The 23729-nt window shown below is 39.4% G+C and carries 20 protein-coding genes; 4 read left to right on the plus strand and 16 right to left on the minus strand.

What is annotated here, in order from left to right; translation table 11 throughout:
- Positions 1-56: 56 nt before the first annotated feature.
- Genes ilvA through ilvD form a run of 5 tightly spaced genes read right to left on the minus strand, consistent with a single transcriptional unit; the run spans position 57 to position 6839 of the window.
- The gene (gene ilvA, locus IAG46_RS03170; protein ID WP_190808868.1) at positions 57-1322 is read right to left on the minus strand and encodes a threonine ammonia-lyase IlvA; all 1266 of its coding nucleotides are present in this window, start codon (positions 1320-1322) and stop codon (positions 57-59) included.
- Between the two features lie 30 nt (positions 1323-1352).
- Positions 1353-2828: a ketol-acid reductoisomerase gene (gene ilvC, locus IAG46_RS03175; RefSeq protein WP_190808869.1), complete on the minus strand. Its 1476-nt coding sequence runs from the start codon at positions 2826-2828 to the stop codon at positions 1353-1355.
- Between the two features lie 25 nt (positions 2829-2853).
- Positions 2854-3381 (minus strand): acetolactate synthase small subunit, encoded by a 528-nt coding sequence (gene ilvN / locus IAG46_RS03180; RefSeq protein ID WP_190808870.1) that lies wholly within the window; start codon positions 3379-3381, stop codon positions 2854-2856.
- A 1-nt stretch (position 3382) separates the two neighbouring features.
- A complete protein-coding gene (gene ilvB, locus IAG46_RS03185) occupies positions 3383-5116 on the minus strand; it encodes a biosynthetic-type acetolactate synthase large subunit (RefSeq protein WP_190808871.1) in 1734 nt (577 codons plus the stop codon).
- A gap of 46 nt (positions 5117-5162) precedes the next feature.
- Positions 5163-6839, minus strand: coding sequence for a dihydroxy-acid dehydratase (gene ilvD, locus IAG46_RS03190; protein ID WP_190808872.1), 1677 nt, complete (start codon positions 6837-6839; stop codon positions 5163-5165).
- Between the two features lie 364 nt (positions 6840-7203).
- On the opposite strand from ilvD, the gene IAG46_RS03195 reads away from it, so the two are divergent.
- Positions 7204-7932, plus strand: a complete 729-nt coding sequence (locus tag IAG46_RS03195; RefSeq protein ID WP_190808873.1) for a nitroreductase family protein — start codon at positions 7204-7206, stop codon at positions 7930-7932.
- Here the strand turns inward: IAG46_RS03195 and IAG46_RS03200 are convergent.
- Genes IAG46_RS03200 through IAG46_RS03215 form a run of 4 tightly spaced genes read right to left on the minus strand, consistent with a single transcriptional unit; the run spans position 7927 to position 11427 of the window.
- On the minus strand, positions 7927-8766 hold the full coding sequence (locus tag IAG46_RS03200; RefSeq protein ID WP_190808874.1) for a biotin-dependent carboxyltransferase family protein: 840 nt from the start codon (positions 8764-8766) through the stop codon (positions 7927-7929). The two genes, IAG46_RS03195 and IAG46_RS03200, sit on opposite strands and share 6 nt — an antisense overlap.
- On the minus strand, positions 8759-9577 hold the full coding sequence (pxpB, locus tag IAG46_RS03205) for a 5-oxoprolinase subunit PxpB (RefSeq protein WP_223826564.1): 819 nt from the start codon (positions 9575-9577) through the stop codon (positions 8759-8761). The genes IAG46_RS03200 and pxpB overlap by 8 nt, the downstream gene beginning before the upstream one ends.
- Positions 9490-10230, minus strand: coding sequence for a 5-oxoprolinase subunit PxpA (gene pxpA / locus IAG46_RS03210; RefSeq protein WP_190808875.1), 741 nt, complete (start codon positions 10228-10230; stop codon positions 9490-9492). Before pxpA ends, pxpB begins: the two co-directional genes overlap by 88 nt.
- Positions 10231-11427 (minus strand): Nramp family divalent metal transporter, encoded by a 1197-nt coding sequence (locus IAG46_RS03215; protein ID WP_190808876.1) that lies wholly within the window; start codon positions 11425-11427, stop codon positions 10231-10233.
- Between the two features lie 178 nt (positions 11428-11605).
- On the opposite strand from IAG46_RS03215, the gene IAG46_RS03220 reads away from it, so the two are divergent.
- Positions 11606-12049: a hypothetical protein gene (locus IAG46_RS03220; protein ID WP_190808877.1), complete on the plus strand. Its 444-nt coding sequence runs from the start codon at positions 11606-11608 to the stop codon at positions 12047-12049.
- On the opposite strand, the gene IAG46_RS03225 is transcribed toward IAG46_RS03220, so the two are convergent.
- Positions 12046-12399 (minus strand): hypothetical protein, encoded by a 354-nt coding sequence (locus tag IAG46_RS03225; RefSeq protein WP_190808878.1) that lies wholly within the window; start codon positions 12397-12399, stop codon positions 12046-12048. The two genes, IAG46_RS03220 and IAG46_RS03225, sit on opposite strands and share 4 nt — an antisense overlap.
- 368 nt (positions 12400-12767) lie before the next feature.
- Between IAG46_RS03225 and IAG46_RS03230 the strand changes: the two genes are divergently transcribed.
- Together IAG46_RS03230 and IAG46_RS03235 are read left to right on the plus strand one after the other, a co-directional pair.
- Entirely contained in the window at positions 12768-13637 is an 870-nt protein-coding gene (locus IAG46_RS03230; RefSeq protein WP_190808879.1) for a 3-keto-5-aminohexanoate cleavage protein, read from the plus strand.
- Positions 13603-14286, plus strand: a complete 684-nt coding sequence (locus IAG46_RS03235) for a hypothetical protein (protein WP_223826565.1) — start codon at positions 13603-13605, stop codon at positions 14284-14286. Before IAG46_RS03230 ends, IAG46_RS03235 begins: the two co-directional genes overlap by 35 nt.
- A 3-nt stretch (positions 14287-14289) precedes the next feature.
- Here the strand turns inward: IAG46_RS03235 and IAG46_RS03240 are convergent, their stop codons facing one another.
- The 6 genes from IAG46_RS03240 to IAG46_RS03265 are packed head-to-tail and all read right to left on the minus strand — an operon-like array spanning position 14290 to position 23602.
- A complete protein-coding gene (locus tag IAG46_RS03240) occupies positions 14290-15825 on the minus strand; it encodes a YifB family Mg chelatase-like AAA ATPase (RefSeq protein ID WP_190808881.1) in 1536 nt (511 codons plus the stop codon).
- Positions 15826-15868: 43 nt separating this feature from the next.
- Positions 15869-17644, minus strand: coding sequence for a carboxypeptidase-like regulatory domain-containing protein (locus IAG46_RS03245; RefSeq protein ID WP_190808882.1), 1776 nt, complete (start codon positions 17642-17644; stop codon positions 15869-15871).
- A 9-nt stretch (positions 17645-17653) separates the two neighbouring features.
- Positions 17654-18856 carry a DUF4249 domain-containing protein gene (locus tag IAG46_RS03250; protein ID WP_190808883.1) on the minus strand — a complete coding sequence of 401 codons (1203 nt, stop codon included), beginning with the start codon at positions 18854-18856 and terminating at the stop codon, positions 17654-17656.
- Positions 18857-18874: 18 nt separating this feature from the next.
- Complete coding sequence (locus tag IAG46_RS03255) at positions 18875-20080, minus strand: DUF4249 domain-containing protein (RefSeq protein ID WP_190808884.1); 1206 nt, start codon at positions 20078-20080, stop codon at positions 18875-18877.
- 4 nt (positions 20081-20084) lie between these two features.
- Positions 20085-22853: a carboxypeptidase-like regulatory domain-containing protein gene (locus IAG46_RS03260; protein WP_190808885.1), complete on the minus strand. Its 2769-nt coding sequence runs from the start codon at positions 22851-22853 to the stop codon at positions 20085-20087.
- The gene (locus tag IAG46_RS03265; RefSeq protein ID WP_190808886.1) at positions 22850-23602 is read right to left on the minus strand and encodes a hypothetical protein; all 753 of its coding nucleotides are present in this window, start codon (positions 23600-23602) and stop codon (positions 22850-22852) included. Before IAG46_RS03265 ends, IAG46_RS03260 begins: the two co-directional genes overlap by 4 nt.
- Positions 23603-23729 lie beyond the last annotated feature (127 nt).

Raw genomic sequence — 23729 nt, forward strand, 5'->3', positions numbered from 1 at the left:
CCGCAAACGTTTTAGTAAGACTATTTTAAAAAAAGTGTTGGACATTGTGATGTGAATCACACCAAATATTGAAAAAGATCGGGTTTGTCGTTCAAATAATCTCCAAAAAAGTTATTGGCTTTCATTCGTTGAATCAGAGGTTCAAGGTCATTGGATGATTTTAATTCAATCCCGACCACAGCGGGTGCATTTTCTCTGCTAGACTTTTTGGAATACTCAAAATGGGTGATATCGTCATTTGGTCCCAATATGTCAGCAACAAATTCTTTTAAAGCTCCAGGACGTTGTGGAAATCGAACTATGAAGTAGTGCTTCAAACTGCTATAGAGCAATGCCCGTTCCTTGATTTCGGCGGTACGGGTAATGTCGTTGTTGCTACCACTTACCACACAAATCACATTTTTTTCTTTGATTTCGTCTTTAAAATTATCCAGGGCAGAAATGGTGAGGGCACCAGCGGGCTCTACCACTATGGCGTCCCTATTGTATAATTCTAATATGGTTTGACAAACTTTCCCTTCGGGAATGGTTTCCATTTGATGAAGATGGTCCCTACAGATGGGAAAGGTGTAGTGACCAACTTTTTGAACCGCGGCCCCATCAATAAACTTATCAATATGTTCAAGTTCAACAATTTCACCCTTATCGATAGCAGTTTTCATGGATGCAGCTCCTGCTGGTTCAATACCGATAATTTTGGTTTTTGGAGACAGGGCATCGAATGTGGCACAAAGACCGGCAGCCAATCCTCCTCCTCCGACGGCCACAAATACATAATCTATTGGGTTTTCTGACTGATTGAGCAATTCCAGACCAATGGTCGCTTGACCCTCAATAGTCTTTGGATCATCAAAAGGGTGTACAAAAATCTTGTTTTTCTTTTCGCAGAAAATCTCCGCGGCCTTTTGGGAATCATCAAAGGTATCGCCCTCCAATACCACTTGCACCCACTCCCCTCCAAACATTTTGGTTTGATCTATCTTTTGTTTCGGGGTAACTATGGGCATATAAATGGTACCCTGCACTTTAAGATGATTACAGGCAAAGGCGACACCTTGCGCATGGTTACCTGCACTAGCGCACACCACCCCTCTTTTTAATTCGTTTTGGGAAAGTGAACTTATTTTGTTGAAGGCCCCACGAATTTTATAGCTACGTACCCGGTGTAGGTCTTCTCGTTTTAGAAGAATATTGGCCCCGAATTTTTTGGAATAGCGGATACTTTGCTGCAATGGTGTTGGGTCGGCTACTAGTTTAATAGTCTGCGCAGCTTTGTAAATATCCGCTATATCCGGAAAATATGTTGTCGCTGTTCCTTTCATAAGGATAATATCAGCGGGATTAACAGTTTACTAAACAATAGGTTTCATAGCCGTCATGGACTCACGCAATCTTGCTCCGACAATCTCAACAGGGTGCTCGCGCAGTGCTTTGTTCACAGTAATCAGTTTTACATTATCCACACCATTATCGCTTCCTGCTCCATATTGTTTTCCAATGATATCGGTCTCCACGGTTTTCATAAAATCCGTCAATAACGGTTTGCAGGCATGGTCAAAAAGATAACACCCGTACTCAGCTGTATCAGAAATAACCCGATTCATCTCAAACAATTTTTTTCTGGCGATGGTATTTGCAATCAGTGGTGTTTCGTGCAAGGATTCGTAGTATGCTGATTCACCAATAATTCCAGATTCTGTCATGGTTTCATAGGCCAGTTCCACTCCAGATTTTACAAGAGCCACCATTAAAACCCCGTTATCGTAAAATTCTTGTTCTGAAATATCGTCGCTTCCAGCGGGTGTCTTTTCAAAAGCGGTTTCACCCGTGGCCGCTCGCCAATCCAATAAATTTTTATCTCCATTGGCCCAATCTTCCATCATGGTTTTGGAGAAATGACCACTCATGATGTCATCCATATGTTTTTGGAACAATGGACGCATGATGTCTTTCAATTCTTCGGCCAATTCAAATGCCTTTATTTTGGCAGGGTTGGACAATCTATCCATCATATTGGTGATTCCTCCATGCTTCAGACCTTCGGTAATGGTTTCCCATCCGTATTGAATCAGTTTTGAAGCATAGCCTGCATCAATTCCTTTTTCCAACATTTTATCGAAACATAAAATGGAACCCGTTTGCAACAAACCACATAAAATGGTCTGTTCTCCCATTAAATCAGATTTCACCTCCGCAACAAATGATGATTCCAAAACACCGGCTTTGTGTCCGCCTGTACCTGCAGCATATGCCTTTGCCTGAGCCAGACCCTTTCCTTCAGGATCGTTCTCCGGATGCACAGCTATCAAGGTAGGCACACCAAATCCTCTTTTATATTCTTCACGTACCTCGGACCCTGGACTCTTTGGTGCTACCATAATTACGGTCAAATCTTCACGCACCTGCATGCCTTCTTCAACTATATTGAATCCATGGGAATATGAAAGGGTTGCTCCTTTTTTCATAAGAGGCATAACCGTACTTACCACATTGGTGTGCTGTTTGTCCGGTGTTAAATTAATCACTAAGTCAGCCTTTGGAATCAATTCTTCATAGGTTCCTACCTGAAAATTGTTCTCTTTGGCATTTTTAAAGGATTGTCTTTGTTCTTTTATGGCAGCTTCTCGAAGTGTATAGGAAATGTCCAAACCTGAATCCCTCATATTCAATCCTTGGTTCAATCCTTGGGCCCCACAACCCACAATTACGATTTTCTTTCCTTTGAGTGCCGTGACACCGTCTGCAAATTCGCTGGCGTCCATGAATCTACACTTTCCTAATTGTTCCAATTGATCGCGAAGCGACAGCGTATTAAAATAATTTGTCATTTTCGATTTTATATTTAGTGCTATTTTATTGATTTTGAAATTCTTCCAAGATATTGGTAATCGGCATGGTGGCCTTGGTAACGGCAATACGGCCGGAACGGACAAATTGCATAATGCCGTAGGGTTCAAGAGCATCGTGCATTTCATCAATCTCATGTCGACGTCCGGTTTTGGACAAAACAAAAAAGTCCCTGGCCACGGTAACAATCTGCGAATTACTCTCTTTTATAATATTTTGAATTTGTCTTTCGTCGAAAAGAAGATCAGAAGCGATTTTAAATAATGCCGACTCCTGAAAAATTGTTTCATCATCGGTGTGATAGAACGCTTTGATAACCTCGATTTGCTTTTCAATCTGACCTGCAATTTTACGGACCCATTCTTCAGGCGCAAAAACTACAATGGTGAATTTTGAAACATTCTCAATTTCTGATTTTGAGACATTTAAACTCTCTATATTAATGTGTCTCTTTAAGAATATACCAGATATCCTGTTTAAAAGACCGATGTTATTTTCGGAATAAACCGATATGGTAAACCACTTTTTTTCCATGCTATTTTAATCTAATATCAGAAACCGATGCTCCTGACGGAATCATTGGAAATACGTTATCCTCTTTTTCTACTCTAACTTCCAAGAAATACGGGTCCTTGGAAGCAATCATTTCTTGAACCGCATCCTCAAGTTCAGAACGTTCAACAACCCTTCTGGATTTGATGTGATATCCTTCGGCAATTTTCACAAAATCAGGATTGGTCATCACTGTGGATGCATATCGGCTTTCAAAGAAAAGTTCTTGCCATTGCCGAACCATACCCAAATGCTCATTGTTCAGGACCACAATTTTGACCGGTACGTTATGTTGAAAGATAACCCCCAGTTCTTGAATGGTCATTTGATACCCCCCATCTCCGATGATGGCAACCACTTCGCGTTCCATAGCTCCCATTTTGGCGCCAATGGCCGCTGGAAGTGCAAACCCCATGGTTCCTAATCCTCCAGAGGTAATATTACTTTTTGATTGTTTGAATTTCGCATAGCGACATGCAATCATTTGATGCTGTCCCACATCCGTTACCATAACGGCTTTATGTTCTGAAGCAATGTTGATCTGCTCAATAACCTCCCCCATGGTCAAACCGTCCTTGGTGGGTGAAATATCCTTTTTGATTACGGTTTCGTACTCGATCTTATATTTTTCTTCGAACTCAGCTCTCCAAGCTTTGTGCTCTTTTTTATGGATCAAGGGGAGCAACAATTCTAATGTTTGTTTGGAATCACCCAAAACAGCGACATCGGCCTTTACATTTTTGTTGATTTCAGCAGGGTCAATCTCGAAATGTATCACCTTGGCTTGTTTCGCGTAGGTATCCAAACTACCGGTAACCCTATCATCAAAGCGCATACCGATGGCTACAAGAACATCGCACTCATTGGTTAATACATTAGGACCATAATTGCCATGCATACCCACCATGCCAACATTTAATGGATGATCGGTATCCATCGCCGAGAGTCCTAAAATGGTCCATGCGGCCGGAATTCCAGCTTTCTCCACCAAGGCTTTCAATTCTTCTTCAGCTTCTCCTAGAATTACACCCTGACCGAATACGATATAAGGTTTTTTTGCATTGTTAATCAGCTTGGCAGCAGCTTCGATAGCATTTACATCCGGCTTTGGCACAGGCTTATAACTTCGAACCCCAGTGCATTTTTCATATGCAAAATCAAACTCATCGAACTGGGCATTTTTGGTGATATCAACCAATACCGGTCCTGGTCTTCCCGATCTAGCGATATAGAATGCCTTGGCCATGATTTCAGGAATTTCACTTGCTTTTGTGATTTGATAATTCCATTTTGTTACCGGAGTTGAAATCCCTACAATATCCGTTTCCTGAAACGCATCTGAGCCCAATAAATGTCTTGGCACCTGTCCTGTGATACAAACCAAAGGTGTGGAATCTATTTGTGCATCGGCCAAACCAGTGACTAAATTGGTTGCGCCTGGTCCTGATGTAGCCATGGCAACCCCTACTTTGCCGTTCACACGTGCATAGCCCTGTGCTGCATGCGTAGCGCCTTGTTCGTGTCGGGTAAGAATGTGGGTCAATTTGTCTTGGAACTTATACAGTTCATCATAAACGGGCATAATCGCCCCTCCTGGATATCCGTAAATCAAATCGACACCTTCAGCCAGCAAACAATGTATGATGGCTTCCGCTCCTGAAATGCGAATGGATGTTTCTTTTTTCTTTGCTGTTTTTTGTGCTTTCAATGTTTCCATAAACCTTATTTAAGGATTATTTGTTCCCCACAATCTGGGAAATATTTTAAATCAAATCGGTAACACAGCCTTCTGAGGCCGATGATACCGTTTTGGCGTATTTATATAAACTTCCTTTTTTAACCTTTAAAGGGGGCTGTTGCCAGCTCTCTTTTCTTTGGGCTAATTCATCTTCTGAAATAGCCACAGCGATACTATTTTTTTCCGCATCAATGGTAATGACATCTCCATCCTTAACCAATCCTATGGTTCCTCCTTCTTGTGCTTCAGGAGCAATATGGCCAACAACAAATCCGTGGGTTCCACCAGAAAATCGACCATCTGTAATCAAGGCAACATCTTTACCCAGTCCAGCTCCCATAATGGCCGCAGTAGGTTTTAGCATCTCGGGCATTCCAGGTCCTCCCTTGGGTCCTTCATATCGAATCACCACCACGTCCCCTTTTTTCACTAGGCCATCCCTGATTCCATCATTTGCAGCAAATTCCCCTTCAAAAACTTTGGCAGGTCCGGAAAAATGTAATCCTTCTTTTCCAGTGATTTTGGCAACGGCACCGTCTTCGGCAAGGTTACCATACAAAATGCGAAGATGTCCTGTTTCTTTTATAGGGTTGTCCAAATCCTTCATTACTTGTTGTCCTTCGGTCAAATCTGCGACCTCAGCTAGATTTTCAGCGATGGTTTTTCCTGTTACGGTAAGGCAATCTCCGTGAAGCATGCCCTTGTTCAGCATAAACTTCATTACAGCAGGTATACCTCCGACATCATGCAAATCTTCCATCAAATATTTCCCACTTGGCTTTAAATCTGCCAAGAAAGGCGTAGTATCACTAATTTGTTGAAAATCTTCAAGTCCAAAATCTATTTCAGCCGCTTTTGCTATCGCTAAAAAGTGAAGTACTGCATTTGTAGACCCTCCTAATATGGTTATCAGCCTAACGGCATTCTCCAAAGATTTTCTGGTTATGATATCGCTCGGTTTGATGTCGTTTACCAACAAATGCTTCAACGCTTTCCCAGAATCGATGCAATCTTTCTTTTTATGTCCTCCAACTGCTGGATTCGAAGAACTGTACGGCAATGACATTCCCAGTGCTTCAATAGCAGATGCCATGGTATTGGCCGTGTACATTCCACCACAGGCTCCAGCTCCCGGGCAAGCATTTTGAATAACACTTTTATAATCTGCTTCGTTCATTGTCCCAGCCACCTTTTCGCCCCAAGCTTCAAACGCGGAAACGATATCCAATTTTTTGTCTTTTACACAACCGGGTGAAATTGTACCCCCATAAACTAATACGGAAGGTCTGTTTAAACGAATCATGGCCATCAAGGCTCCTGGCATATTTTTATCACAACCTACAACGGTTACCAAACCATCATAGTTCATCGCCTGCACCACTGTTTCCATAGAATCAGCGATAATATCACGAGATGGCAATGAATAGCGCATTCCATAGGTTCCCATGGAAATACCGTCGCTTACACCAATGGTATTGAAAATAAGCCCTACCAAATCTCCCTGCTTTGTGCCCTCTTTTACGTAGGTAGACAATTCATTTAAATGCATGTTACAAGGATTACCCTCATATCCTGTGCTCCCGATTCCCACAAGAGGTTTTTTAAGATCTTCTTCTGTTAATCCTATGGCATACAACATGGCCTGTGCGGCAGGTTGTGTTGGGTCTTGGGTTACATTTTTGCTGTACTTGTTCAATTCCATTAATAACTTTCTTTCTAATCTAAAATTCTATTGAATTTACTCCAGTATCCAAAGATAGATGTTTCAAATACCCAATAATTTTAACAGTTTAAGGGGTTCTAAATCCATTTGCATTAATATGCACTTACTTTGCTGAAATTCAACATTTTATGTCATTTTAAAATCCCATATTCATTTAGTTTCAATGGGTATAAAAAAAGCCTGTATCTTATTCGATACAGGCTCTTCTCAATCAATATCAAGTCTGTATCATTCCCTTAAGGGAACAATAATGACCACGTTATTGATTTCATTATTTTGATTCATACTTCAATAGTACAAAAAAATATTTTAGCGACAAATAGGTTTGGGTATCTTTAGACCTATGGAAAAAAATGTTACCGAAGCCATACATTACAGACGATCTGTGCGCATTTTTAAAAGTGATGTGCAATTGGATTCTGAAAAGGTGAAAAAATGTATTGAAAATGCTGTCTTGGCACCAACTAGCAGCAATCTGCAACTTTGGGAGTTTTACCATGTTACCCAAAAAGACATTCTGGATAAATTGGCCGTTGCCTGCTTAGGACAAAAAGCTGCAAAGACCTCACAACAAATTATTGTTGTTGTAGTAAGAAAGGATTTGTGGAAATCCAGAATAAAAGCCAATCTCCAGTTCCTGAAATCTTCTTTTGGAGATAAACCCAGAGAAAATTATAGCAATCCGGAAAAGTTTGCTTTGAATTATTACGAGAAAATAATGCCCACGGTTTATTTTGACTTTCTTGGTTTAATGGGATGGCTAAAATTCTTGATGTTCCAGGTTATTGGTCTGTTCAAACCTACATACAGACAGGTAAGGCAATCGGATATGCGTATTGTTGCGCATAAAAGTGCAGGTCTAGCGGCTCAAAACTTCATGGTCAGTATGGCGGCAATAGGATATGATACTTGCCCCATGGAAGGGCATGATTCTTTACGGGTGAAGAAAATTCTGGGACTGCCCAATAGGGCTGAAATCAATATGGTAATCGGTTGTGGTGTTAGGGAAGAGCACGGTGTATACGGTTCTCGTTTTCGAATTCCTTTTGACGAAGTGTATAAAAAACTATAGCAGTTTAAACGTTAGTGTATCCCCGAATTTTTTCTGGGCCAACACACAAATCGCTTCTTCCGAGAGTTGCAAAATTCTTGGGTATCCTCCTGTGGTTTGGCCATCTTTCATTAAAATAATCAATCTGCCAGCAGGCGTAAATTGAACTGTTCCTGGTAATGTTCCAGAGGTCAACATGGAACTCTCATGACCTTCAATGAGCTCTGAAAGCTGGTATGCCATGCGGTTATTGGCTTTAGATACCGTAAATGGTTTTGCAAAGAGTGAAGCAAGTTGTTTATCGGATAACATGTTGTATTCGGGGCCTCTATAAACCTCAAGATAGTCCCGTTCAAAGTGATTTTTTGTTTTGACTTCGGATATTGGAGGTTCGAACATCACAGTTTCATCAAAAGGAATTTCATCTCCATCCTTTCTACATTTTTTTTCTGTAACGGGAAAGTACTGTGATCTACTTCCTAAAACCTTGGTTGTTTTGAAACCGCCCTTTACCGCCAAATAATTGCGAAAACCACTCTCTAATCTTCCATAGGATAGAATGTCACCTTGTGACACTTTGACCACTTGATGGTTTTCAATGGGTTTATTGTTTAAAGTTGCTGAAAATTGAGCCCCTGAGAGGCAAATGTATGCTGCCGCTTCGAACTGCAAGGTTGGTCCCGTCATTGTTATTTCCAATACGGCGTCATTGGCATTGTTTCCCAGCATTTGATTTGCCCTTTTTACCGAAATCGAATCCAAGACTCCTGAAATTGGCACACCAATATGTCTGTTACCCAATCTTCCCAAATCTTGAACGGTAAGAAAAAATCCCGATTTTAAGACTTTAAGCATTCAATGGGGTTTTTTCAAGTTTATAAATACCCACTTCAGTCTCTATCTTACGCAAATCATATTCAGCTTTTGATATTTTATAAAACTGGATTTTATCTCCAACATTGACAAAACAAGGATTTTCTAGTTTGGAATCGAAAATTGGAATTGGGCAACTACCTATAATATTCCATCCCCCGGGAGAATCCTGGGGATATATTCCCGTTTGTTTTCCAGCTAGTCCTACGGAGCCTTTTTTAACAGATAATCTGGGTTCGGCACGTCTGGTAATTTCTAATTCTGTTGGAAGTCCGCCCAAGTACATAAACCCTGGTAAAAAACCTATCCCATAAACTGTATATTGACTTGAGGTATGTAACGCTATCAATTTTTCGGTTGATATTTTCAGGGATTTGGAGACCTCTTCCATATCTGTGGCAAAAACAGCATCATAACAAACCGGAATACGCCATAAATAGCGCTGGATTTTGGTTCCCGAAGCAGTTCTTTTCGAATAACAGTCCTGAATCAGTTGTTCCATTTCTTTGAATTCAACATCCTCGATATTGTTAACCATTGTCAGGGAGTTGTACGCAGCGGACATTTCCCAATTGGGTAGATTCAAATTTTGAAAACTATTGGAAAAATCAAGGATATCCTCTAAAATGGATTCATTCACCTGTTTTGGCCATTCGATAAGAATGGCACGTTTTCCGAAGGGCTTAATGTTGATGGAATAATTGTTCACTTCAGCTGTATCCCATGATGAGGTAATTCTTGTGAAAGATACATCAATATTTGTAATGCAGACAGTGTATCTCCATGAATGCATAGCGTATCCGCTTTAATTGCTACCCTTTTATTTGAAATAGTCTTGACTACTCCTTCTTTTATAATAGGTAGCATATGTTCCAACACTTGTTGGGGGTTTTCAATTAATGCATTGTTATTTTGGCGGGACACCAAACTTAAATCGTGATTATAATTTCTGTCCGCAAATGCTTCATAAATAATTTTGAATCCCTTTGCAATGGCCAATTGGGCTATTCTTGAACCATAGGGGACATACAAAAAGGCACTTTCTCGATAGGATTCAATGGCATCTAGATAAAGTTTAGCCAAATTTCCATCTTTCGCTGTTTCATTATATAATGCTCCATGGGCCTTTATATGATGTAGGGCTGCATTTTTGTTTTGGAGTACTTCGTCAAAGCGTGCCAATTGTTCTATAATACTTGTTTTTAGGTTATCATCTGAAATAGGCATTACTTGCCTCCCAAAATTAGGCTTGTCTGGATAGGAAGGGTGCGCACCAATCTTTACATTGTAATTTTGGGCCAGCGCCACAACCTGTTCCATTGAAGCTGAATCCCCTGCATGTCCACCACAGGCTATATTACACGAGTTTATTAATGGCAACAGTTCAGCTTCGTTACCGATTCCTTCGCCTACATCACAGTTTATGTCAATGTACCACTCCCCCATTTAAAACAATCCTATAACCTTTAAAATACTCTTCATTCCCAGGAAAATTGATAAACCAACAATCAAAACCCCAAAGATGTTTTGGACAATGGAATTCGTATGCTTGCCCATAACCGATTTCTTATTGACCACCCAAAGCAACAGAATTGCCATAATAGGCAGTAAAATTCCGTTGGCCACTTGGGCAAATTGGATAATTTGAATAGGTTTTATATCGAATGAAAGGAATGCAACTCCCAAAACCAATACAATGGCCCAGGTCAGTTTAAATTTTTTGTTTTTCATTCCATTGTCCCATCCAAAACAACTACTTGCCACAAATGCCGCAGCCAAAGGGGCAGTTATAGCAGAAGTGATTCCAGCAGCCAATAAACCCATACCTAAAAAGTAACGAGACATTTTTCCAAACAAAGGCTCCAATCCCATTGCCATGTCCAGAACATTCTCCACATTACTTATAGGTGCCGCTGAAGCTGTAATTAATATAGCCATTGATACAAACCCTCCCAATGCTATGGAAACAATTGTATCCCATTTGACGTCTTTTAGGTTGTTTGATGACTTCCACTTTTCTTTGGTCAATGAAGCATGCAAAAACAGATTATAGGGCACAACTGTTGTACCTACTAAAGCTATTACAGTAAGCAAACTACCTTCTGGCAGTGTCGGAACAAACATTCCTTTAAATATTTCGCTCATTGATGGTTTGGTGATAATGGCACTGAGCACAAAACAAACCCCCATAACTCCAACAAGTCCTACAAAAACCTTTTCCAAAGTTTTGTAGTTACTTAACCATAATAGAAGGAATGCTAAGATTCCTATTATTAAAGGATAAAATGGTTCTAAAGCTCCTTCTCCAAAAAGTCCTTGCAATCCTAAGGTTGCTCCGCCAATGTTTCCTCCTTCATAAGCGGCATTCCCAATAAGGATGGCAGCAAGCACAATTCCCAATACAACATTTCTAATCCATGGTACGCGAAGTTCAGCTTTAATAACATCTACAAGTCCAGTTTGGGAAACCACCCCAATTCTTCCGGCCATTTCCTGAAGTATAATTGTTGCCAATATTGATAATAATACCGCCCAAATTAGGGCATATCCGAAATTGACACCAGCCAATGTGCATATGGTTATTGTTCCGGGCCCAACAAAAGCTGCAGCGACCAATACTCCCGGGCCAATTTTTTTGAACATATCTGTTTTTTTCTTACGCTGAAGTTAAAATGTTTTGTCAGAATTTGTGCGTTTCATCCGAAAAAATGTATTTCATCTAAAAATGGGGTGTTTTACATCGAAAATTTATACGATTACAAGAATGTCAAAGTTATAATAGTCCCAAATCATATTATTGACCAAAACTTGACCTATACTCATGACTTGTAAAGATTGTGAAAAAAGCATCGGGCGTGAGCAATACAGCGCATCCATGGATTCTTTGGGCGTTGAACTTTGCGAACGACATACCCGACTTATTAAAAAAATAATTCTAAATAATAATACGCCGCTCGAAGCGATTCAACTCTTTTATGCCCTTAAAGAAGCTGGGGCCCATCCCATGCTGGAATGGTGGGACGGGAAAAAATCGGTGGATGTTGCTATTTCAAGGGTAAAACTCAATATCGAAATTGACAAGGATTACAATATGATCACGCATGAGCAAGCCATTAGTGATCTTGAGGAAGCCATGCATTCTTTTAAAAACGGGTTTACCACGATACGAATTCCACATTTAGCTGTTAAATACTATTTGGAGGACACGGTTCAGAATATTCTCGGAATCATAACAGGTTTAAAGGCAAATATCAAGGCTATCTAGTCCGAATACAGAAGCTGGCCAATGTTGGTTTCTTTATATTCCAAAATATTAATGGCAATGGTTCTATCACCGATGTTCTCAAGATCATTGGTGTAGTTTTTTCCCTTGAATTCCCAGTATTCAGTCTCACCTGGTTCCAGCTTGATCATGCTGATTTTGCCATTACCATGACGGGTTAACGCAAGTCCCCCCGTAACACACATCCAGTTATAATTGGTGTTGTGTTTTCTAAAAGGGATGCGCTCGCCCGGTTCAAGACGAATGTCCCATAGCTTAACAGTCTCATTTTCAAAAACCAGTCGTTCTCCAAGTGATTCTTTAATTTCTTGATGAAGAAGCTCTTCTATCATTTTTGGCTCCCAGGGGTCAAAATTACCCACTGGGTTCAATTCCACACATTGCATAGCTCAATTCTCTAAAAAATGGGCGCAAATGTACAACTGAAGGGATTTGAAGAATATTTTATTGTAGGATTTAACTTAATTTTTTGGTTATTTCAAATTTTCAAGTCATTTTTTTAAAGTATTGACTATGAATCCCTTAAAAATACATGAGCTTTGAAAAGGACAGACTAAATCCATGCATTTATGATTGTTTCAACTATTGAATTGTTGCTTACGTATTAAAAGGCCACTCATCCAATAAATTGTGAGTCTATCCATAATAAAGCTCATCTTACACAATACATCATACCTTAGCACTACCAAATTATAGCACCATGACAGAAAATTTAATAATTAATTTCACACCTACAGGAATGATTCCAACCAAGGAAATGACCCCTCATGTTCCTATCAGTGTTTCTGAAATTGTGGAAAATGTGCTGGAAGTCTCTGAAATTGGTATTACCATGGTTCATCTGCATGCCAGAAACGAGGTTGATGAATCTCCTACTTACAAAAAAGAAATATATGGGCGGATTATAGAAGGTATTAGAAAGTACGTGCCCCAATTGGTGATTTGTGTCTCATTAAGTGGACGTAATTTTTCTGAACTCGAGCAACGGGCCGACCCACTTTTTTTAGATGGAAACCTAAAACCAGATATGGGCAGTTTAACACTCAGTTCATTAAATTTTAATTCCACGGCCAGTGTTAACTCACCTCAAATGATTCAAGACCTGGCAGCGATCATGCTGAAAAATGGAATTGTTCCAGAGTTGGAAGTTTTTGACATCGGAATGATAAACTATGCTAAATATTTGGAGAAAAAAGGCCTCTTACAACCTCCTTTTTATTTCAACCTTCTTATGGGAAATATTGCTTGCGCACAAGCCAATCTGCTTAATGTCGGGGTGATGTTAAATGATCTTCCTGAAAATTCTTTATGGAGTTTGGCAGGAATTGGGAATGAACAGCTAAAAATGAATTCAATTGCCATCGCAATGGGTGGTGGTGTAAGAGTTGGTATTGAGGATAATATCTGGTATGACCGTAAACGCACCAAACTGGCATCCAATGCTGATTTGATTAAACGGATTCATACCATTGCTCATGCAAACGAAAGAAATGTTATGTCACCTCAAGAATTTAGGAAGAATATGAATTTACTAAATGGAGAAAACGGTTATGGGAGACACATTGAATAGCAACGAGGTCAAAGAAGAAAGTAGGTTTTATAGGCTAAGACTCTTGCTTATTAGGGTAAGACATGGATTACTTTTTATGACGTTAAGAGGCATTCTAGTAAAAATGGGGATAGATATCGGGCTTTATTATTGGGTTCAGGAAGGAGTTGACCCTGTTGACCCTCCAAAAGTAAAAGGAAATGAAGAAGAATACAATTTTGGATTTTTGGATTTGGAAGATATAAAAAGCTTAAAAAACATAAGTTTTTTTAGTCCAAATAAATTAGTAAAACGGTATAATGATGGATTAAAAATCATTGGGTTAAAGGATAGAAATAGCCAAATAGCTGCAGTCATGTGCATTGAGTATAAAAATTTCACTTATAGAAAGAAAAGATTTCACTTGAAAAATGACGAAGTTTATCTTCTAAATATGTATACCTACCAAAATTTCAGGGGTAAAAATCTTGCACCCTATCTAAGGTTTTGCTCATATAACTTGCTTAAACAAGAAGGTATAAAAAAAATATATAGCGTTACGGACTACTATAACAAATCATCTCAAAAATTCAAAAGAAAACTGAGCGCTAAACCACTAACCCTTTACTTTGCAATAATTTTATTTAAAAAATTCCACAAAACCGTTAAGATAAAAGATTACTTCAACTAGGTTTTATCCTAACCAACCATCTCTATCCAAACTGCGGTATTGTATAGCTTCGGATATATGATTGCTTGAAATGTCTTCAACATTTTCTAAATCGGCAATCGTTCTGGCCAATTTTAATATTCTATCATAAGCTCTTGCGGAAAGGTTCAATCGGACCATTGCTTTTTTAAGTAAATCGTTTGAAGAATTGCCCAACACACAAAACTTTCGAATTTGTTTGGTATTCATTTGGGCATTGTAGTGCACATTTTTAAAGCTCGAAAATCTGAGGGTTTGAATTTCTCTTGCGGTAATAACCCGTTTCCTGATATCACCGCTTGTTTCACCTTTGCTATTCCCGGATAATTTTTCGAAGGGTACGGGAGCAACTTCTACATGGATGTCTATTCTATCTAACAAAGGACCCGAAATTTTATCTAGATAACGTTTCATTTCCGATGGCGAAGAAGTAAGCGGTGCATCAGGGTCATTAAAATAGCCTGACGGGCTTGGGTTCATACTTGCGACCAACATAAAACTACTCGGATAGGTTACAGAGAATTTTGCCCTTGCAATGGTCACTTCCCTGTCTTCCATCGGCTGTCGCATTACTTCAAGAACCCTACGTTCAAATTCCGGCAACTCGTCAAGGAACAGCACACCATTATGTGACAATGAGATTTCTCCTGGTTGCGGATAGCTCCCACCGCCAACCAACGCGGCACTGCTTATAGTATGGTGTGGGCTTCGAAAAGGTCGTTGACTCATTAATCCAACATTCTTCAATTTTCCAACAACGCTATGAATTTTAGTAGTCTCCAAGGCTTCATGAAGTGTCATTGGCGGTAAAATAGAAGGTAAGCGCTTGGCCAACATGGTTTTTCCCGCCCCCGGGGGACCTATTAGAATAACATTGTGACCTCCGGCAGCCGCAATTTCCATGCAACGTTTTATACTTTCTTGCCCTTTTACATCAGAAAAATCAAACTCGGGAAAATTTAGGTGTTTGTAAAACTCGGTTCTTGTATCCACTTTTGTTGGCGAAAGCAGTTTTCCCTTGTCAAAATAATCAATCACTTCGCTAATGTTTTCCACTCCATATACATCCAGACCATCCACAACGGCAGCTTCCTTAGCATTTTCCTTCGGAAGAATAAACCCCTTGAAGCCCTCCTGTCTGGCCTTAATAGCTATGGGCAAAGCACCTTTTATGGGTTGAAGACTTCCGTCCAAAGAAAGTTCGCCCATAATAATATATGATTCAATGCTTTCTGACTTTATTTGATTGGATGCCGCTAGAATACCAAGCGCCAAAGTAAGGTCATAGGCTGAACCTTCTTTGCGAAGATCAGCCGGGGCCATGTTTATGGTAATTCTTTTCCCAGGAATTCTATAGCCATTGTTCTGAAGAGCGGCTGCGATACGATAATTACTTTCCTTAATTGCATTATCGGGTAAACCTACCAAATAGTATCCAATTCCTTTGTCAATATTGACTTCAACTACAATGGTTTGGGCTTCGACCCCGAATACAGCACTGCCATAAATTTTCACGAGCATAGAACGAAAATTCTTGTTACTATGCCCAAAAAATAGGGTAGTCTTATTTAACCACGAACCGCTCTTTGACGGATACCGGGTTTCCATTTGATGTAAACCCTTCTACAACTAACTCATACTCTCCTGCAACATCGGATGTGTAGAAAACCACCTCTTTTTTTCCATTGGACACATCAAGGTTTGGATTCCAAAGGAGTTGATGCCTGAAATCCGGGGTGCGATCATCCTTCATATTTGCAGAATATTCTTGATTAAAGTATTCTTTTTGAGGTTGTGGTTTAAATAGTTCTATATTTTGAATGTGTGGGGCATAAAAATCATTGTAAAAACCACCATCCATTGTTTTGAAAAACAACACTCCTTGAAAAGCCTGGGAACCCAACATCACCTTATCTCGTGAAAAGCTTATACTCTTAATCTTCTTCGCGCTATAGTCCATTAAATCTTCATGACGTTTTAAGAAAAGACCATCAACAAAAACCATGGGCAACAAACTAAGATCTGTAAAGCCTTCATCAGGTCTTATTTCAAAAACATGGTCTCCATTGTTCAATCTTCTTATGGAAACTTGATCTACCACTTCGACAATGGTTTCTTGAATACTGTTGAACCTAGTATAATCATCAAGGTTGTAAGAGGCAGTAAAAGCTCTGTAATATGGTGCCATGTGTTGGGCAGAAAGAATAGAATCCGGCCGCTTTTCCTTGAAGGCATTTTCGATTTGGTTTTGAACGCTTTTTTGTAGGATATACGCATTCAGTTTTTTGGATAGCTGGAAGTCTGAATAGTCCATATCCCCGATGCGTAAATCATGACCATCCAAAGTAACTTCAAATTGGTCCCAGTCATCAGAAAGTATCTGCAATGCTGCATTGGCGTTGTCATATTCACGTTCTGTAATGAATTTAAACCTCCCATTGGCATCTGAAGTTGCCACCTTCAACAAAAACTTGTCTCCTGGCAATGAAAGTGAGATCCGCTGCCCTGCCACTGGTTGCTTTCCTTCTTTATCCACTATGGTTCCAGATATCACCTCTCCTCTTAACTCCGGAATGTGCGTGATTTTGGCTCCAGGTTTTGCTTTGTTTGTCCCTTTAAGTACATAATTGTTATAAAAGGACAAAGAACTAATCCGCTCAGGTGATGGAATCGAATCTATCTTCCTCACGGAAATTGCATAATCACCTTGTTGCGATGCCAAATTATCTGCGGTAATATTAACCGCTACTTTTTTCCTTTTTCCAACTTCGGATTTATCAAGGCTCAAATCTAAGAAAGCACTTCTAACGGCTTTGTTATCCTTGCCCTTGCTTTTTTGAATTGATACATTTGCAGCCAAGGCTTCTTGCAGGGAATCCATTTTTGGTTCCAAATAAGATTCTGACGTTACCTGATACGGATTGATGATGTGCACATTGGTCTGAAAGAAACCTGATTCTTCAAAGTTTTTCATCCATTCAGAGTAACCAAGTAATTTATAACTTCCCGTAGGTACGGATGTTGGAATAAAGAAGTCTCCATATCCCGAACCATCATTTAGTCGCACTTTATGAGTAAATACCGATTTTCCACTTTTATCAATAAGCGCCACATAGGCCACTTTACTTATCTCGCTGGCCGCTTTTGTGCTTTTGTCAATGCAATACAGCTTGTACTTAAGATATTCTCCCGAGAATAATAGCGATTCATTATGATGGACATAAACACGCTCTTTTGGCAAGTTGGCGAAAGAACTTGAGTTTTTTGTATTTGAGAATTGACCAATGATGGACATTGAACTCAGTAATAACACAACAAGTACGATACTAACATTTTTCATAATTCAAATTTATTCAATCCAAAAATCTGGAACTTCGGAAGTTCCTAAAACACTACAATCTCCACAAACACGTGAGACGATAAAAAAGGGTCCTTCCCCAACCTGCATATCATCATTGTCACCCGCGTACACTCCAGCTCTTATTTCTATAATTGGACGGACAATGCACCCGCCTATACTCGCAATGGGTGGAGCGCTTGGTACGCAAGACTCAACATAGGGAGGTAAAGGTTCACCGGGATAAAAGTCATCATAATCAAAGAAAATTCGTTGCTCAGACACGGTGCTAACATCAAAAAAACCCAAAACCCGCTCTTCTTCATTGTCCTGCGAAAAAACATTTCCCTGTAAAAATCCTGGTTGAATCTGCGAAAACAAACTTTCTGAACTTGAAAGTTCATTTAGGCGCTCAAAAAAAATAAAGGCTTCGTTGGACTGGACAAACTGTCTAACCAAAATACTATAGCGATGTGAGATAATATAATTATCCCTCGGAATAAATCGTACCATAAAGTTGCTTACTCTATCTTCCTCCAAATCATCGGTTGATGTGAGTATTATGCTATTTGAAACATCTGTAGGGTAACATATTTGTTCGTTGATCTCATTATTTACTTTGATCACATTACAGCCACTATCTGGAGCGGGATCACCAATTAGCATAGTTGGATCCCAACTCGGCGCAATTACTCTATACGTCTCCTCGTATTCATATCGATAATTTTTTGAGCTCCCATTGGGGTCAAAGCTATTTACCCGTATGGCCATACCATTGATTCCATCGTCATTTGTAATACGCTCGGCGGAAACTTGGTCAATCGATGTTCCTTGAGCAAAAGGTACTGAACTAGAACCATAACTTCTGCCATTTTGGGTGGTTACGGAAAGTTGGTAGGACACCCCTGATTGAGCGGCAAAATCTTGATTGGAAAGGTATACTCCATTACCCATATCCTCAAATATGTATGTGTTTCCAGATGTATCACTTACGCTTACATTGGCATTGGATTCAGCGGTTGGACCATCCGCTTCAAACTCATAGGTGCGTGAAAGTACAACTTGCTGTTGTTTTAGTTCATTTGTGATTGTTGCTTCAATTACGAGCGCACTTTCAAAATCAACAAAAGTGGCTTCAAATGGTTCTATGCAACCATAAAACAACATGCTTGCTATAATAAAAACTCCTTTTTTCAATTTAGTTTCAAAATTCATTGCAACTATTTTGTTCATCTATTCTTCAATCCAAAATTCTGGGGGCTCAGGGCTTCCTATTTCGGAACAGTCTCCACAAACATTAGGCACCACTAAAAAAGGGCCTTCGCTTGGTCCAGGATTGTCATTGTTGTTAACATAACCGACGAGACCAAGTTCCACCTGAGTACTCAATACACATCTTGGGGGTGCTGATCCAGCAACCAATGGTGGTGAATTTATCGTACATGGATCAACATATGGGGGCAGCTCTTCTCCTGGGTATAGATCTTCGTAGTTAAAAAATATGCGTTGCTCGGTTACCGAAGCTACTTCAAAATAGCCAAGCACCTTTTCATTTCTGTCTAAATCGGAAAAAACATTTCCTTCCAAAAATCCTGGTTGGGTTTCTGAGAACAGACTTTCATTGCCTGAGAATTCATTCAAGGTCTCATAAAAGGTAAATGCAGCATTGGATTGTATAAATTGTTTTATCAAAATACTATACCTATGTGAGATAATATAATTGTCTCTCGGAATAAACCTCACCATAAAGTCATCAACCCTATCTTCTCCCAAATCTGAGGTACTGGTTTGAATGATAGCATTGGAAATATCCGTTGCGAAGCAAGTTTGTTCTGATCTTACATCTGGAATTCTTCTTACATCGCAAATTTGGGTCTGTTCGTCTGCTGGAACTTTTTCCAAATCCAGGGGTGACCAAAATGGTGCTATAATTTTATACGATTCTTCATATTCGTATCGATAATTTACTGAGTTGCCAGTTGGGTCAAAACTATCCACCAAAATAGCAATGCCATCAACTCCTTTATCATCTGTGATTCGCTCGGCTCTTACCTCGTTAATCTGGGTTGTAGCTGGCAGGTTCATCTGACTTGAGCTATACGTTCGTCCATTTTGGGTCTCAATGCGCAATTGATAAGCTGTATTGGGTTGGGCTGCAAATGCTACATTAGACACATACACTCCGGGGATATTTTCTTGAAATATATAGGTGTCGCCACCACCTTCCACGCTAACAACAGCATTTGTTTCGGGTGCTGGGCTTTCTTCTTCAAACTCAAAAGTCCGTGTGAGAAATACCCTTTGTTGCTCCATGCTATCCGTTATGGAGGCTTCTACTACGATAGCGCTTTCAAAATCAACAAATGTAGCCTCAAAGGGGTCAATGCAACTTGAAAGGAAAATCATCGTAATAAAAAGATATTTACTTTGCGCTTTCATGTTCTTAAAACTTGAAGTTGTACGTTATCGTGGGAACCGGAATAGAAAATATCGAGCTTTGAAATGCCTTTATATCTCCATCTTGGGTGACAAAAAATACCGAATAGGGGTTATTTCTTCCCAGCACATTGTAAATGGAAAAACTCCAAAAACTGTGGGCAAACTTCTTTATCTTATGATTTCCCTCCATATTGAAACTTAAATCCAATCGATAGTAATCCGGGATACGAAATTTGTTTCGATCACTATAGAACACAAATTCTGAATTATTAAACGCAAAACTTCCGATGGGGAAGGTTACCGGTCTTCCGGTTTGATATACAAAATTTGCAGAGGCGCTAAACCTTCTCGTAAATTTGTAATTAGCCACAAGACTTATATCATGCGGTTTGTCAAAGTTTGATGGAAAGAACTCTCCGTTGTTTACACGCTCTTCATTAAACTCACTATCCAGCTTTACAAAGGACCTCGAATAGGTATATCCCAGCCAGCCATTCAATTTTCCTTCATTTTTCTTGAGCAGAAATTCAATTCCGTAGGCTTTACCGTCCCCTTGTAAAACTTCAGTTTCAATAGCCTCATTCAACAGTAATTGGGCACCAACTTTATAATCCAAAAGGTTTTTTTGTTGTTTGTAATAACCTTCCAAACTCAATTCATATTTATTGCCTTCAAAGTTTTTGTAAAATCCAAGCGAAGCTTGATAGGCTTCTTGAGGTTCAATATTAATATCCGATAACTTCCAAGTATCCGTTGGCGAAACCGTAGTATTGTTGGAAAGTGTATGAATGTACTGATAAGCATTATTGAGACTGGCCTTAACTGAAAAATCTGGCGCTAAAAAGTAACGCGCGGAGAACCTTAGTTCCGGTCCTCCATAGGTTTCGATTACCTCGTTTTTATCGAAATCTTGGGTTTCCACCAAAGTACCGTTGTTTTTAGGTGCATTATCCTGATAAATGCGTTGTTGGGAAGCTCCCAAAGCGGCATAGAAGGAATACCTAAGTCCAATATCAATCAGTAATTTATCATTGACCTCATAACTGTCTGAAATGAAAACAGCCGATTCTAGGCCCCTTTCCTCTGGAATGGTAAGCGAGGAGACATCCGAATTTCCTCCAAGAGGTACTATATCTCCTGGATTTACAATATAAAGTTTGCTAGATATACCGTAATCAAACTTATGCTTGTCGCTGTGCAAGTATTTCATCTTGATTTTGAATTCGGTCTCACTGTTTTTGTAACCCAAATCAAAATCATCATTGGACTCCCCGTCGAATTCTATTCCAAACTTGTACTCGCTATTTGATAAAATAAGACTCCCAGTGGTCTTTTCGCTAAACTTGTGATCCCATTTTAGGGAAACCAGTCTATTGCTATAATCGAATATTGAATCAGAGGTAATACTGAATTCATCCCGACTGAAGTAACCAGTGGCCTTAATCTCATTATTGTCGTCTATTGTATGATTGTATTTGGCCACCACATCAAAAAAGGAAGCGGTGCTATTGTTCAATTGTTCATCATCCAAGGCTTTTAATATCCAATCTGAATAAGTAGCTCTTCCGCCAACCAACAACGCAGACTTGTCTTTAACAATAGGGGTCTCCAACACAATGTTACTGGTAACAGGACCTATTGAAGCTTCACCAGAGAACTTTTCTGTATTGCCATCTTTTGTTGTGATGTCGAAAACTGAAGAAAGCCTTCCACCGAACTCAGCCGGCACATGTCCTTTATAAATTTCTGCAGAACCAGTGCTAAAAGGGTTTATAGCCGAGAAAATTCCAAAAAAGTGAGCTGGATTGTAGATTACTCCATTGTCCAATAATATAAGGTTTTGGTCTGTTCGACCACCACGCACGTTATAACCCGCGGCACCTTCTCCTGCTGTTGTTATACCCGGGAGGGTAATGGCAGCCTTTAAAATATCCCTTTCTCCTAAAACAAGTGGAATATTCTTGATTTTTTCTACTTCAATCAAGGTAACCCCAGTAAGTGCGGTTTCAACATTTCGGTCTAAATTTCCTTGAACAACAACCTCGTCCAAAACCTCAAAACTTTCATTAAGTTGAAAATTGTACGTCCCATCATTATATAGGATCACCTTGGTCCGGGAGTCTTGGATACCAAGTCCCCTGGTCTGTATAATGTTCTCACCAACCGGAAGTTCCAGACTATAGTTTCCATTGGCATTGGTAGAGGTTCCGATATCCTTGCCCTGTACTATTATGGCCAAATCGGCAATAGGTTTCCCGTTACCGGTGTTCACAACTTTGCCGTTAAGGGTAAAAGTTCTTCTACGGTTGTTTCGGTTTTCTTTGCCAATCTTTACCACTTGTAACCCTCTGTTGGTACCATCGTCGGTATTTACAAAAAGGGGTCCGTAATCTTGAAGGTCTTCGTAACCGGGTTCATCCTCCGTCAACTGTTCTTCTTTACCAAAAAAATCATCGGGCAAACTATCATAGATTTGATTGTTCTGCAACAAGAAAATCTTATTGTCATCAGAAATGTAAAAGTTGAGAATGGTATTCTTGAACAAGTCATCCAAAATAAGGCTTACTTGCATGTCTTGAAAACTTCCGCTGACCTTGATTCCTTCTAACCAAGATTCCAAATAAAAGAATTTGTAATCCGTCTTGCTTTCAATCTCATACAGAGCTTCAGACACGTCCACATTGGTAAATGAAACGGAGACTCTTGGAATTTCTTGGGCCACAACATATTGCATGCTTGCAAGAAGCATGGCTAAAGCGAAAACTTTTTTCATTTTTCTGATTGGTTTGTTGTTTGGGATAGAAGTATTTCAATACGTTTTATTAGGCTAATGCGAAAACCATCAGGATTTGATTTTCGAAGGCCTCTGGCAACATTGTAAAATTTATCAATTTCTCTTTTAAGGTTTGGAAACAGGTTTACCACATCCTTTTTGGAATTAATGACAGTGTACATACCTTTATAAAGCAACACATTCTCACCTTGTCCTTCTAAAAATTCATAGTAAAGTGATTTTCTATCCTTTCTGTCAAAACTTTTTTTGGTGTGCTTAATAAACAGGGTGAAAGTTGCACTTTCGTGGGTCACTTCATAAAATCCATAGGAGGCTAAAGAAGGGGTGTCTTTCGGAAGGATCTTTACAAAATTATGTCCATCAATCTGGAAACTCTCAACATAATCCTTGACCAGTTTAAGGGTGCCTCCACCAACCCTCGTAATCAATCGAATTAAAACCTCATCTTCATAGACATCGTATTTCAAATCCAGGTTGTAATAACATTGACCGTCATAACACACGCTACCTGATTGAAATTCCCTAGTTTGGAAAAATTGGGTCTTTTCATTAATGGTTCGGTATTTCTCTGTATAAATTATACCTTGATATAGATCGGTGTTTTCTATACCTACATTACTGTCAAAGGAATTATAATAGGCTATTTGTGCTTCTTCTTGTCCATAGGACAGCAAGATTCCGCCAAATACCAAAAATGGCATAAGAGCAGCCCTAAAAAAATCAAACATGATATTAAATTGTTTTATTAAGGGTGTTTATTGATTAAATGAATTAGCTGAATCTAAAATACTATTAATAATTACGAATCCTACGAATTTGTCAAAAAACGATTAAAATAGTCATGATATTTTGATA

This window comes from Flagellimonas sp. S3867, from assembly GCF_014698935.1.
Classification (GTDB): Bacteria; Bacteroidota; Bacteroidia; order Flavobacteriales; family Flavobacteriaceae; genus Flagellimonas.